The organism is Kitasatospora sp. NPDC001527, from assembly GCF_040298605.1.
Classification (GTDB): Bacteria; Actinomycetota; Actinomycetes; order Streptomycetales; family Streptomycetaceae; genus Kitasatospora.
The window spans coordinates 19,042-31,408 of record NZ_JBEPAM010000028.1; the positions used below are offsets into that span (position 1 = coordinate 19,042).

Below are 12,367 nucleotides of genomic sequence, written 5' to 3' on the forward strand. Positions count from 1 at the left end.
GTCTGGACCACTGTGGTCTGAACCACTTCGAGCGGGAGAGCCCACCACCATGCGAATCGGAGTCCTGACCAGCGGCGGCGACTGCCCCGGCCTGAACGCAGTGATCCGTTCCGTGGTGCACCGGGGCACCGATGTGCACGGCGACGAGATCGTCGGCATCGAGGACGGCTTCCTGGGCCTGATCGAGGGCCGCACCCGCCCGGTCTCGCACGACGACGTCACCGGCCTGCTGACCCTCGGCGGCACCATCCTCGGCTCCGCCCGGGTGCAGCGCGACCGGATCCGGTGGGCGGTGGAGAACGCCAAGACCCTCGCCCGGGACATCGGCATCGACGCGCTGATCGCCATCGGCGGCGAGGGCACCCTGACCGCCGCCCGGTTGTTCAGCGAGGCCGGACTGCCGGTGGTCGGCGTCCCGAAGACCATCGACAACGACATCGACGCCACCGACGTCACCTTCGGCTTCGACACCGCGGTGCACGTCGCCACCGAGGCGATCGACCGGCTCAAGACCACCGCCGAGTCGCACCAGCGCGTCATGGTCGTCGAGTTGATGGGACGCCACACCGGCTGGATCACCCTCACCGCCGGCATGGCGGGCGGCGCGCACGGCATCCTGATCCCGGAGAAGCCGTTCGACATCGAGGCGGTGGCCCGGATGGTCGAGGACCGGTTCGCCCGCGGCAAGAAGTTCGCCATCATCGCCGTCGCGGAGGGGGCCTCCCCGATGCCCGGCACCATGCGCTTCGACCACGGCGAGGTCGACCGGTTCGGGCACCGGACCTTCGGCGGGATCGGCAACCGCCTCGCCCACGAGCTGGAGAACCTGCTCGGCAAGGAGGCCCGCCCGGTCATCCTCGGCCACGTCCAGCGCGGCGGCACCCCCACCGCCCGCGACCGGGTGCTCGCCACCCGGTTCGGCTGGCACGCCGTGGAGGCCGTCCACCGCGGCGCCTTCGGCCACTTCACCGCGCTGCGCCGCAACGACATCCGGCTGGTGCCGATCGCCGACGCGGTGACCCGGCTCAAGACCGTCCCCGAGGACCACTGGGCGGAGTCCGAGGCCGTGCTGTGACCGCGTAGGTTGGGGGCATGTCCACCACCGCACCCCCCCGCGTCCTCACGGTCGCCGGCTCGGACTCCGGCGGCGGCGCCGGGATCCAGGCCGACCTCAAGGCGATGCTCGCCCTCGGCGTCCACGGCATGAGCGTGATCACCGCCGTCACCGCGCAGAACTCGCTCGGCGTCCAGGGCTACTGGGAACTGCCCGCCGAGGCCGTCCGCGCCCAGTTCCGCAGCGTGGCCGACGACATCGGCGTCCAGGCCGTGAAGACCGGCATGCTCGCCTCGACCGAACTGGTCGAGACGGTCTCCGAACTGCTGGCCGGGATCGACGCGCCGGTCGTGGTCGACCCGGTCGGCGTCTCCAAGCACGGCGACGCGCTGCTCGCCGCCGAGGCCGTCGCCACCGTCCGGGAGCGGCTGCTGCCGGTCGCCACCCTCGCCACGCCCAACCTGCACGAGGTGACGCAGCTCACCGGCCGGGTGGTCGAGGACGAGACGCGGATGCTGGACGCCGCGAAGGCGCTGCTCGACCTCGGGCCGCGCTGGGTGCTGGTCAAGGGCGGGCACCTGGCGGGCGAGGCGGCCGACCTGCTGTACGGCGGGGCGGGGGAGGAGCACTGGTACCGGGCGCCGCGCTACGACAACCGGCACACCCACGGCACCGGCTGCACCCTGGCCAGCGCGATCGCGGCCGGTCTGGCCAAGGGCGAGGAACTGCCCGAGGCGGTGGCCTCGGCGAAGGAGTACATCACCGGCGCGATCGCCGGCGGCTTCGCGCTCGGCGCCGGCATCGGACCGGTCGACCACGCCTGGCGCTGGCGCTGAGGCTCCCCGCACACGCCTGTGGGCGGGCCCGAGGGCCCGCCCACATCGGATCGGTCACATGCCGGAACGACAGAAAGCCGGTTCACCCGAGGATGAACCGGCTCACTGGAGGACCGGCATGCCGGTCTGCGCGTCAGCGCGAGACCTTACCGGCCTTGATGCACGAGGTGCAGACGTTGAGCCGCTTCGGCGTCCGCCCAACCACAGCGCGCACCGTCTGGATGTTGGGGTTCCAGCGACGGGGGGTACGGCGGTGCGAGTGGGAGATGCTGTTGCCGAAGCCCGGCCCCTTGCCGCAGACGTCGCAGTTGGCAGCCACAGGAGTCACTCCAAGACTTCAGATCATTTACGTGAGACAACCCCGCCAGACCAGCGGAGCACTCGCGTGAACCGAACCGGACCAAGGGGTGAGCCTGAACCTGTTCCAGGCAACCGGAAGAGCATACAACGCTTGCTTCCGTTCGACGAAACTACCATGACCGGCCGGGTGATCGCTCCGGCCGCCGTGTCCGCCGCCCCCTCCCGGCCCCCGATAACCTGCCGGTACCACCCCTCGCCGTTCACCCTCAGGCCATCACGGCGTCCCACTCCGGAGGAGACCTGGTGCTGCACACGCTCGACGCCCCGGCCGTGCGCAGCTGGTGCCAACTGGCGCTGCGCGCGCTCGGCCAGGCCCGCGAGGAGATCGACGCACTCAACGTCTACCCGGTCCCGGACGGCGACACCGGCACCAACCTGTACCTGACCGTGGAGTCGGCCGCCGCCGAGGTGGAGAGCCGGTTCACCGACCCGGGCCCGGAGCCGGCGCCCGGCCTGGCCGAGACCGCCCGGGCGATGGCCCGCGGCGCCCTGGTCGGCGCCCGCGGCAACTCCGGGGTGATCCTCGCCCAGTGGCTGCGCGGCACCGCCGAGAAGCTCGCCGAGGGCGGCGGCGCCGACCAGTTGCGGGCCGCCCTCCAGCGGGCCTCCGACGCCGCCTACCAGGCCGTCGCCGAACCGGTCGAGGGCACCCTGCTGACCGTCGCCCGGGTCGCCGCCCGGGAGGCCGCCCGGGCCGGCGGCGGGCTCGGGCAGGTCGCCGAGGCCGCCTACCGGGCCGCCCGCGACGCGCTGCGGCACACCCCCGAGCAGCTCCCCGTGCTCGCCGAGAACGGTGTGGTGGACGCCGGCGGCCGCGGCCTGGTCGCCGTCCTCGGGGCGCTCGCCGACGCGGTGGCCGGCCACCAGCCGATGGGGCCGGTCGCGCTGCGCGGCGACGTCGGGCTGGCGGAGAGCTGCGAGCTGCACGTGCGGCCGCCCGGCCCGGGGCACCCGGCGTTCGAGGTGATCTACCTGCTGGACGCCCCCGACGAGGCGCTGCCCGCGCTGCGGACCCGGCTCGGCGAGCTGGGCGACTCGCTGGTGGTCGGCGGCGGCGACGGGCTGTGGAACGTCCACGTCCACGTCGACGACGCGGGCGCCGCCGTCGAGGCCGGGGTCGAGGCCGGGCGCCCGCACCAGATCCGGATCACCCACTTCGCCGAGGCCGCCGCCCGCTCCGGCGCCGCCACCGACCGGGGCGAGCCCGAGCGGCCCGCCCGCGCGGTGCTCTCGGTGGTCTCCGGCGAGGGCCTGGCCGAGCTCTGCGAACAGGCCGGCGCGGTCGTCCTGCACGCCGAGCCCGGCCGTCCGCCGGCCAGCGCCGAACTCACCGCCGCCGTGCGCCGGGCCGCCGCCCGCGAGGTGGTGCTGCTGCTCAACGACCCCGAACTGCGGGCCGCCGCCGGCGCCGCCGCCGACCAGCTGCGCGAGGAGGGCGTGCGGATCGCCGTGCTGCCCACCCGCTCCCCGGTGCAGGGCCTGGCCGCGCTCGCCGTGCACGAGGCCGGGCGGCGCTTCGACGAGGACGTGGTCGCCATGACCTCGGCGGCCGGTGCCACCCGGTACGCCGAACTGGCCGTCGCCGAGGGCGAGTCCTGGACCATGGCCGGGGTCTGCCAGGCCGGTGACGTGCTCGGCCTGATCGACGGGGACGTCGCGGTGATCGGCACCGGCCTGGCCGGGGTCGGCCGCAGCGTGCTGGACCGGATGCTCGGCGGCGGCGGCGAACTGGTCACCCTGATCCTCGGGGAGGGCGCCCCGGAGAGCCTCGCCGAGGGCCTCGTCGCGCACGCCCGGCAGAGCCAGCCCGAGGTGGACGCGGTGGTCTTCCACGGCGGCCAGGAGTCGGCGCCGCTGCTGATCGGCGTGGAGTGAACGCCTGGATTGTCGGTTCGGTGGTGTAAACAGGGGCCTTGATGGGCGCTCTCGATGAACCACTGACCAAGCTCGTCGGCGACCGGACCGCCAAGGTGCTCGCCGACAGCCTGAAGCTGCGCACGGTCGGGGACCTGCTGCACCACTATCCGCGCCGCTACGTCGAACGCGGCCAGCTCACCAGCCTGGACGAGCTGGAGATCGACGAGCACGTCACCGTGCTGGCCCGGATCGAGAAGGTCACCCTGATCCCGTTCCGCGGGCGCAAGGGCGACCGGCTGGAGGTGGTGGTCACCGACGGCCGCAGCCGGCTCTCGCTGGTCTTCTTCAACCAGGGCTGGCGGCAGAAGGAGCTGCGGCCGGGGACGCAGGGCCTGTTCGCGGGCAAGGTCGGGATGTTCAACCGGACCCGCCAACTGGCCTCCCCCGACTACCAGCTGCTCGACGAGACGGACGGCGACAACGCCGCCGCCCAGTTCGCCGGGCGGCTCATCCCGGTCTACCCGGCCAGCGCCCAGATGCCCAGCTGGAAGCTCTCGCTCTGCGTGGAGACGGCGCTCACCAAGCACCTGTCCGACGTCGGCGAGCCGCTGCCCGCCGAACTGCGCGAGCGCCACGGGCTCATCCCGCTGCCCGAGGCGCTCGAACTGATCCACCGCCCGCGCGGCCAGGCCGACCGCGAGCGCGCCCAGGAGCGGCTGCGCTGGGACGAGGCGTTCGTCCTGCAGGTCGCCCTCGCCCAGCGCCGGGCCGCCGACTCCGCCCTGCCCGCCAAGCCGCGCGAGGCCCGCCCGGGCGGCCTGCTGGACGCCTTCGACGCCCGGCTCCCGTTCACCCTCACCGAGGGCCAGCGGAAGGTCTCCGCCGAGATCGCCGCGGACCTCGCGAGCGACCACCCCATGCACCGCCTCCTCCAGGGCGAGGTCGGCTCCGGCAAGACCCTCGTCGCGCTGCGGGCGATGCTGGCGGTGGTCGACGCGGGCGGCCAGGCGGTGCTGCTGGCGCCCACCGAGGTGCTCGCCCAGCAGCACCACCGGTCGATCGTCGAGATGATGGGCGACCTGGCGGAGGGCGGCATGCTCGGCGGGTCCGACCTGGGGACGCGGGTGGTGCTGCTCACCGGGTCGATGGGCGTCCCGGTCCGGCGGCAGGCACTGCTCGACATGGCCTGCGGGGACGCCGGCATCGCGATCGGCACCCATGCGCTGATCGAGGACAAGGTGCAGTTCCAGGACCTCGGCCTGGTGGTGGTCGACGAGCAGCACCGCTTCGGCGTCGAGCAGCGGGACGCGCTGCGCGCCAAGGGCGAGCAGCCGCCGCACCTGCTGGTGATGACGGCCACCCCGATCCCGCGCACCGTCGCGATGACCGTCTTCGGGGATCTGCAGACCTCCGTCCTGGACCAGCTGCCGGCCGGCCGCTCGCCGATCTCCACCCACGTGGTGCCGGCCGTCGAGAAGCCCAACTTCCTGACCCGCGCCTGGGAACGGGTCCGCGAGGAGGTGGCCAAGGGCCACCAGGCGTACGTGGTCTGCCCGCGGATCGGCGACGAGGAGCCGGACGAGGGGAAGGGCGCCAAGGGCGCGCGGAAGAAGCGCCGCGCCGAGGACCTGGAGGAGCTGCTCGACGACGCGCCGGACGAGGGCGCCGCTGCCGAGGGCGACCGGCGGCCCCCGCTGTCCGTCGTGGAGACCGCCGGGAAGCTGGTCGCCGGCCCGCTGGCCGGGCTGCGGGTGGAGATCCTGCACGGGCGCCTCGCGCCGGAGGCGAAGGACGAGGTGATGCGCCGGTTCGCGGCCGGCGAGGTGGACGTGCTGGTCGCCACCACGGTGATCGAGGTCGGCGTCAACGTCCCGAACTCCACCGCGATGGTGATCATGGACGCGGACCGGTTCGGCGTCTCCCAGCTCCACCAGTTGCGCGGCCGGGTCGGCCGGGGCTCCGCCCCCGGGCTCTGCCTGCTGGTCACCGACATGCCGGCGGCCAGTGCCGCCCGGGCCCGGCTGGACGCGGTGGCGGGCACCCTGGACGGCTTCCAGCTGTCCCGGATCGACCTCGAACAGCGCCGCGAGGGCGATGTGCTGGGCCAGGCGCAGTCCGGGGTGAAGTCCTCGCTCAAGGTGCTCTCGGTGCTGGAGGACGAGGAGGTCATCGTCACCGCCCGCGCCGAGGCCACCCGGCTGGTCGCGGAGGACCCGGACCTCACGGCCCACCCGGACCTGCGCACCGCGCTGGAGAGCCTGCTCGACGAGGACCGCGCGGCCTACATGGAGAAGGGCTGAGGGCACGCAGGAACAGCCCGATTGTCAGACCCCCGGGAGAGAATGAAGGTGTTCAGGGCGCACCCCCAAGGTGCGCTCCTGACACGACACTTGGGGGTTTAGCCATGGCATTCCGTCATCTCAACGAGCTCCCGCTGGGCGACAAGGTCTTCCGGATCGAACTCGCCAGCGACGACGACCGCGAGGTCACCCTCACCCTCACCGGCTGGCGCGAGGGGGCGGCGGCGGCCCCGCTCGCCTCCGGCAAGTTGCGGCTGCCGGTGGAGGACGTCGCCTCGCTGCGGATCGCGCTCAACCGCGCGCTCCGGGCGCTGGCGATCGTCGCCGACGTCTCCGAGCCCATCCCCGACCGCGACGTGCTGCGCGAGCTCTACCCCGGCCACGGCGCCCCCTGGGTGCCGCAGCACGAGGAGGAGCTGGTGCGGCGCTTCCACGAGGGCGAGACCGTCGCCCGGATCGCCGCCCGCTTCGGCCGCACGCCCGACTCCGTCCGCACCAAGCTGCGCGAGCTCGGCCACGACCCGCGCCGCCCCGAGTACTGCCCGCCCGACGGCTGCCTCTCCTGGTCCCGCTACGCCTCGCCGTCGCTGCTGGGCGCGGCCGTCCCGCCCCAGGCGGCCGGATCCGAGGCGAGCTGATCACCCGACCGCGTGAGCGCGGCCCCCGCCGGGCGGACCGGCGGGGGCCACGGCCGTATAGCGTGGTCGGGCAGCGACGAAAGGACCTCCCACCACCATGACCCGCGTGATCGCCGGGGCGGCCGGCGGCCGCCGGCTGGCCGTACCGCCCGGCCGGGGCACCCGCCCGACCTCCGACAAGGCCCGTGAGGCGATGTTCTCCACCCTGGAGGCGCTGCGCGGCACCACCCTGCACGGCGCCCGGATGCTGGACCTGTTCGGCGGATCGGGCGCGGTCGGCCTGGAGGCGCTCTCGCGCGGCGCCGAGCACGTCCTGCTGGTCGAGGCGGACGCCCAGGCGGCCCGGGTGATCCGGGAGAACGTCCGGACGATCGGTCTGCCGGGCGCGCTGGTGAAGGCCGCCAGGGCGGAGAAGGTGATCGCCGGGCCCGCCCCCCAGGCCCCGTACGACCTGGTCTTCCTCGACCCGCCGTACGTCGTCACCGACGACGAGGTGCGCGAGATGCTGATCACAATGTCAGCTGGAGGCTGGCTCGCGGAGGACGCACTCGTCACCGTGGAGCGGAGCACCCGCGGCGGCGAGTTCGGCTGGCCCGAGGGCTTCGAGGTGCTGCGCTCCCGCCGCTACGGCGAGGGCACGCTCTGGTACGGTCGCGCCGCCGCGGAGACCCGCCACCACCCCTAGCGGGCCCGGGCCCGCAGGATTCCCGTTACCCCACGAGGGAGCACACACGCCATGCGCCGCGCCGTCTGCCCCGGGTCGTTCGACCCGATCACCTACGGTCACCTCGACATCATCGGGCGGGCCTCGAAGCTGTACGACGTGGTGCACGTCGCGGTGCTGGTCAACCGGAACAAGCAGGGCATGTTCAGCATCGAGGAGCGGATCGAGCTGATCGAGGAGACCACCGCCCAGTACGGCAACGTGGTGGTCGAGTCGCACCTCGGCCTGCTGGTGGACTTCTGCCGGGAGCGGGAGATCCCGGCGATCATCAAGGGCCTGCGCGCGGTCAGCGACTTCGACTACGAGCTGCAGATGGCCCAGATGAACCACGGCCTGACCGGCGTCGAGACGCTCTTCGTGCCGACCTCGCCGACCTGGAGCTTCCTCTCCTCGACGCTGGTGAAGGAGGTCGCCTCCTACGGCGGCGACGTCTCGCACCTGCTGCCGGAGGTCGCGCACCGCCGACTGGTCGAGCGGATCGCCGAGCGGCGCGCCCAGCAGTAGCCGGCCCGGGGTGACCGGCCGTCCGTTTCTGCCGGTTCGTCACGGTTTGCCCGAGGAGTGGAAAGACGGCCGGGTCCGGGCGTTGTGACCTCGCCCGGCAGTGGCCGTACAGTCTGTATTCCAGCCCTGCGGTGACGTCCACCGCGCCGGGCGCTGCCTCCGCCGGACCTCGGCGGCACACGGAAAGACGAAGCCCCGTGGACGTGCAGAACAAGGTCGACGAGATCGTGGCCGCCGTCGAGAACGCCCGCTCGATGCCCATGTCGGCCTCCTGCGTGGTGAACCGTGCCGAGCTGATCGGACTGCTCCAGGAGCTCCGGGCGTCCCTGCCCGCCGAGCTGGCCCAGGCCCAGTCGGTGATGGCCGACCACGAGTCGGTGGTCGCGGACGCCCAGGCCGAGGCCGACCGGATCATCCAGGGCGCGCACGCCGAGCGCGGTTCGCTGATCTCCGACACCGAGGTGGTCCGCCGGGCCCGGGCCGAGGCGGACCGGATCCTCGCCGAGGCCCGTGCCGAGATCGAGACCAAGCGCGCCGAGGCCGACGACTACGTCGACAGCAAGCTCGCCAACTTCGAGGTCGTGCTGACCAAGACGCTCGGCGCGGTCGGCCGGGGCCGCACCAAGCTGCGCGGCGACGCGAGCGTCTTCGAGACCGAGTACGAGGGCGAGACCGACGGCGAGGAGTTCCAGCCGCAGCGGATCAGCCCCAGCCCCGAGGTCGACGAGTACGTCGATGTGAAGCTCGCCACCCTGGAGAACGTGCTCAGCGCGACCCTGGAGGCGGTCGGCAAGGGCCGCGACAAGCTGACCGGCAAGCGGCCCATCGACGAGCTCGGCGCCTACCTGGCCGCCGCCGACGAGGCGCAGCAGGCCAAGGAGCGGGCCGAGGCGGTCGCGGCCGGCTTCGCCGCCGACGCGGACGGCAGCGAGCTGGCCTGGTACCGCGAGGAGGTGCCGCAGCAGCAGTCCTGGCCGGAGCAGACCCCGGCCGCGGCCGGCTGGCAGACGCCCGGCGCGGACCAGTACGCGGCCGCGCAGCAGGGCGGAGCCCAGTACGCCGAGGTGTACGGCGGCGGCTTCGACCCGGCCGGCGGCCAGAGCGCGGACCCGTACGGGGGCCAGTACGGCTACCAGCAGCAGGGGCAGCAGCCCGGGTACGACGCCGGGCAGGGCGCCGGCTACGGCTACCCGCCCCAGCAGCAGCAGGGCTACCCGGAGCAGCAGCAGTACGGCGGCGGCTACGGCTACCCGCAGCAGCCGGCCAACCCGCCCGCGCCCGTGCCGCAGCAGACCCAGGCCGGGCTGGACGAGACCAGTTTCTTCGACACCAGCATGATCGACATGACCCGGCTGCGGGAGCTCGGCGGCCGGTAGCGCCCGGGCACGAAGTTGGGCCTGGCGGGAGACTCGGGTAGTCTGACCACTCCGGCCTCTCCGTGTCGGGCCGTCGGTCTGCCCGCGCATCCTCCGACGAGCAGCGCCGCGCATCGGTACCCCCCCAGGAAGTCAGGACACTTTGAACCGCCTCGACCACCGCGACCCCCTCGTGTTCGACACGCACGAGCTGGGCCGTCGTCCGGGTGCGCTGCGCAAGGTGTCCCGGACCCTGGAGGCCCCCGGGGGCCTCGGGATCATCGACGTGATCGGCGTCCCGGAGAAGAGCGAGATCACCCTGGACCTCCGCCTGGAGTCCGTGGTCGAGGGCGTGCTGGTCACCGGCACCGCCGAGACCCGGGTCGAGGGCGAGTGCGTCCGGTGCCTGGAGCCCGTCGAGTTCGACCTCGACGTGGACTTCCAGGAGCTGTACTACTACCCGGAGTCCGACGAGCGTCACCGCGCCCGGACCGCCGGGGCGGAGGACCTCGAAGAGGACTCCGAGGAAGAGACTTACCGCCTGGAGGGCGATTACTTCGACCTCCAGCCGGTGCTGCGTGACGCGGTGGTGCTCGCACTGCCGCTGCAGCCGGTGTGCCAGGAAGACTGCCTGGGCCTGTGCTCCGAGTGCGGAGCGCGCCTGAGTGACGACCCGGCCCACCACCACGATGCCGCCGACCCCCGGTGGGCGGCTCTGCAGGGACTCTCCGCCGCCCACGGCGACGAGGGTGACGGAATCAAGTACAGCGACACCCGTGAGGGTCTCGCCGAGAACCAGGAGAAGTAGCCGTGGCTGTTCCGAAGCGGAAGATGTCGCGCAGCAACACGCGCCACCGCCGGTCCAACTGGAAGGCCGTTGCCCCGGCCCTCGTGGCGTGCGACCGCTGCCACGAGCCGAAGCTCTCGCACATCGCGTGCCCGAGCTGCGGCACGTACAACCGCCGCCAGGTCCTCTCGGTCTGATCGGCGGGGTGTACGGATCGATGTCGGACGGTAACTCCTCCCGCAAGGCGACCGCGGTCCCGAAGGCTCCTTCGGGCGGCGGCAAGGCCGGCGGGCCGGCTTCGACCGAATACGACGTTCTGGAAGGGCGCCTCGGGTACTCGCTCGAGCGCGCCCTTCTGGTACGCGCCCTGACCCACCGCTCGTACGCGTACGAGAACGGTGGTCTGCCCACCAACGAGCGCCTGGAGTTCCTCGGCGACTCGGTGCTGGGCCTGGTGGTGACCGACACCCTCTACCGCGTCCACCCGGACGTCCCGGAGGGAACGCTCGCCAAGCTGCGCGCCGCGGTGGTCAACTCGCGCGCGCTCGCCGACGTCGGCCGCGGCCTGGAGCTGGGCGCGTTCATCCGGCTCGGCAAGGGCGAGGAGGGCACCGGCGGCCGCGACAAGTCGTCGATCCTCGCCGACACGGTCGAGGCGGTCATCGGCGCGGTCTACCTGGACCGGGGCCTGGACGCCGCCACCGAGTTCGTCCACCGGCTGTTCGACCCGCTGATCGAGGAGTCCTCTCAGCTGGGTGCCGGTCTGGACTGGAAGACCAGCCTCCAGGAGCTCACCGCCTCGGTGGGCATCGGAGTGCCGGAGTACGTGGTCGAGGAGTCCGGTCCGGACCACGAGAAGACCTTCACCGCCGCGGCCCGGGTGGCCGGCGAGGACTTCGGCAGCGGCGTCGGCCGCTCGAAGAAGGAAGCCGAGCAGAAGGCGGCGGAGAGCGCCTGGCGGGCGATCAAGGAGAAGTACGCCGACCGCCTGCCGAGCGGCGCCTGACCACGCAGTAGCCTTCCTCCTGCAGAGCCGAGTCGTTGTGCTGGAGGCGTGTTTCCCGTGCCCGAACTTCCCGAGGTCGAGGTCGTCCGCCGCGGTCTGGCGAACTGGGTCGCCGGGCGGACCGTCGCCGGCGTCGAGGTGCTGCACCCCCGTGCGGTGCGCCGCCAGCCGGCCGGCGCCGCGGACTTCACGGCCCGGCTCACCGGCACCACCCTCGGCGCGGCGCAGCGCCGCGGCAAGTACCTCTGGGTCCCGCTGGCCGGTACGGGTGAGGGCTTCTCGCTGATCGGCCACCTCGGGATGAGCGGCCAACTGCTGGTCCAGGACCCGGCGGTGCCGGACGAGACGCACCTGCGGGTGCGGCTGCGGTTCACCGACGGCGGGCGCGAGCTGCGCTTCGTCGACCAGCGGACCTTCGGCGGGCTGGCCGTCGAGGAGGCCGAGGACGGCGATCCGGAGGGCACCCCGGTGTCCATCGCGCACATCGCCCGTGATCCGCTCGACCCCCGCTTCGACGACGCCGCCTTCGCGGCGGCGCTGCGCGCCCGGCGCACCACGGTCAAGCGGGCGCTGCTGGACCAGACGCTGATCAGCGGGGTCGGCAACATCTACGCCGACGAGGCGCTGTGGCGCTCCCGGCTGCACTACGACCGGCCGACCGCGACGCTGACCCGGCCGCAGGCGCTGCTGCTGCTGGCCAGCGCCCGGGACGTGATGACGGCGGCGCTGGCCGTCGGCGGCACCAGCTTCGACAGCCTGTACGTGAACGTGAACGGCGAGAGCGGCTACTTCTCCCGCGACCTGGACGCCTACGGGCGGGAGCACGAGCCCTGCCGGCGCTGCGGCACCGCCATGCGGCGGGCCGCCTGGATGAACCGCTCCAGCTACTTCTGCCCCCGCTGCCAGCGCGTTCCGCGCGTGCGCAGCGGGGGCTGAACCCGCGCCG

At 73.2% G+C, this 12,367-nt stretch carries 13 protein-coding genes; 12 read left to right on the forward strand and 1 reads right to left on the reverse strand.

Going from position 1 to position 12,367, the window contains the following annotated elements; all coding sequences use genetic code 11:
• Positions 1-49: 49 nt before the first annotated feature.
• Together ABT238_RS23690 and thiD are read left to right on the forward strand one after the other, a co-directional pair.
• Positions 50-1,075, forward strand: a complete 1,026-nt coding sequence (locus ABT238_RS23690; protein ID WP_350785792.1) for a 6-phosphofructokinase — start codon at positions 50-52, stop codon at positions 1,073-1,075.
• A 17-nt stretch (positions 1,076-1,092) separates the two neighbouring features.
• Positions 1,093-1,890 carry a bifunctional hydroxymethylpyrimidine kinase/phosphomethylpyrimidine kinase gene (gene thiD, locus ABT238_RS23695; RefSeq protein WP_350568750.1) on the forward strand — a complete coding sequence of 266 codons (798 nt, stop codon included), beginning with the start codon at positions 1,093-1,095 and terminating at the stop codon, positions 1,888-1,890.
• Positions 1,891-2,023: 133 nt separating this feature from the next.
• Here thiD and rpmB read toward each other — a convergent pair whose 3' ends face one another.
• On the reverse strand, positions 2,024-2,209 hold the full coding sequence (gene rpmB / locus ABT238_RS23700) for a 50S ribosomal protein L28 (RefSeq protein ID WP_073813963.1): 186 nt from the start codon (positions 2,207-2,209) through the stop codon (positions 2,024-2,026).
• Between the two features lie 284 nt (positions 2,210-2,493).
• Here rpmB and ABT238_RS23705 point away from each other — a divergent pair, with 284 nt between their 5' ends.
• From ABT238_RS23705 to mutM, 10 genes are all read left to right on the forward strand, one after another.
• Positions 2,494-4,125: a DAK2 domain-containing protein gene (locus ABT238_RS23705; protein WP_350785825.1), complete on the forward strand. Its 1,632-nt coding sequence runs from the start codon at positions 2,494-2,496 to the stop codon at positions 4,123-4,125.
• Positions 4,126-4,166: 41 nt separating this feature from the next.
• The gene (gene recG / locus ABT238_RS23710; protein WP_350785844.1) at positions 4,167-6,407 is read left to right on the forward strand and encodes an ATP-dependent DNA helicase RecG; all 2,241 of its coding nucleotides are present in this window, start codon (positions 4,167-4,169) and stop codon (positions 6,405-6,407) included.
• A 104-nt stretch (positions 6,408-6,511) separates the two neighbouring features.
• The gene (locus ABT238_RS23715) at positions 6,512-7,045 is read left to right on the forward strand and encodes a hypothetical protein (RefSeq protein ID WP_350568746.1); all 534 of its coding nucleotides are present in this window, start codon (positions 6,512-6,514) and stop codon (positions 7,043-7,045) included.
• A 97-nt stretch (positions 7,046-7,142) separates the two neighbouring features.
• Positions 7,143-7,730, forward strand: coding sequence for a 16S rRNA (guanine(966)-N(2))-methyltransferase RsmD (rsmD, locus tag ABT238_RS23720; RefSeq protein WP_350568745.1), 588 nt, complete (start codon positions 7,143-7,145; stop codon positions 7,728-7,730).
• 51 nt (positions 7,731-7,781) lie between these two features.
• Positions 7,782-8,273, forward strand: coding sequence for a pantetheine-phosphate adenylyltransferase (gene coaD, locus ABT238_RS23725; protein ID WP_350568744.1), 492 nt, complete (start codon positions 7,782-7,784; stop codon positions 8,271-8,273).
• Positions 8,274-8,470: 197 nt separating this feature from the next.
• Positions 8,471-9,649, forward strand: a complete 1,179-nt coding sequence (locus ABT238_RS23730; RefSeq protein WP_350568742.1) for a F0F1 ATP synthase subunit B — start codon at positions 8,471-8,473, stop codon at positions 9,647-9,649.
• A 142-nt stretch (positions 9,650-9,791) separates the two neighbouring features.
• Positions 9,792-10,436: a YceD family protein gene (locus tag ABT238_RS23735; protein ID WP_350568740.1), complete on the forward strand. Its 645-nt coding sequence runs from the start codon at positions 9,792-9,794 to the stop codon at positions 10,434-10,436.
• Between the two features lie 2 nt (positions 10,437-10,438).
• A complete protein-coding gene (rpmF, locus tag ABT238_RS23740; protein ID WP_097236113.1) occupies positions 10,439-10,612 on the forward strand; it encodes a 50S ribosomal protein L32 in 174 nt (57 codons plus the stop codon).
• Positions 10,613-10,632: 20 nt separating this feature from the next.
• On the forward strand, positions 10,633-11,421 hold the full coding sequence (rnc, locus tag ABT238_RS23745; protein ID WP_350568738.1) for a ribonuclease III: 789 nt from the start codon (positions 10,633-10,635) through the stop codon (positions 11,419-11,421).
• A gap of 57 nt (positions 11,422-11,478) precedes the next feature.
• Positions 11,479-12,357, forward strand: a complete 879-nt coding sequence (gene mutM / locus ABT238_RS23750) for a bifunctional DNA-formamidopyrimidine glycosylase/DNA-(apurinic or apyrimidinic site) lyase (RefSeq protein WP_350568736.1) — start codon at positions 11,479-11,481, stop codon at positions 12,355-12,357.
• The last annotated feature ends 10 nt before the right edge of the window (positions 12,358-12,367 follow it).

Excerpts from the sequence above, each read along its gene's own strand:
- ABT238_RS23690 (WP_350785792.1), top strand. The coding sequence starts at position 50 with ATGCGAATCGGAGTCCTGACCAGCGGCGGCGACTGCCCCGGCCTGAAC.
- thiD (WP_350568750.1), top strand. The coding sequence starts at position 1,093 with ATGTCCACCACCGCACCCCCCCGCGTCCTCACGGTCGCCGGCTCGGAC.
- recG (WP_350785844.1), top strand. The coding sequence starts at position 4,167 with ATGGGCGCTCTCGATGAACCACTGACCAAGCTCGTCGGCGACCGGACC.
- ABT238_RS23715 (WP_350568746.1), top strand. The coding sequence starts at position 6,512 with ATGGCATTCCGTCATCTCAACGAGCTCCCGCTGGGCGACAAGGTCTTC.
- rsmD (WP_350568745.1), top strand. The coding sequence starts at position 7,143 with ATGACCCGCGTGATCGCCGGGGCGGCCGGCGGCCGCCGGCTGGCCGTA.
- coaD (WP_350568744.1), top strand. The coding sequence starts at position 7,782 with ATGCGCCGCGCCGTCTGCCCCGGGTCGTTCGACCCGATCACCTACGGT.
- rnc (WP_350568738.1), top strand. The coding sequence starts at position 10,633 with ATGTCGGACGGTAACTCCTCCCGCAAGGCGACCGCGGTCCCGAAGGCT.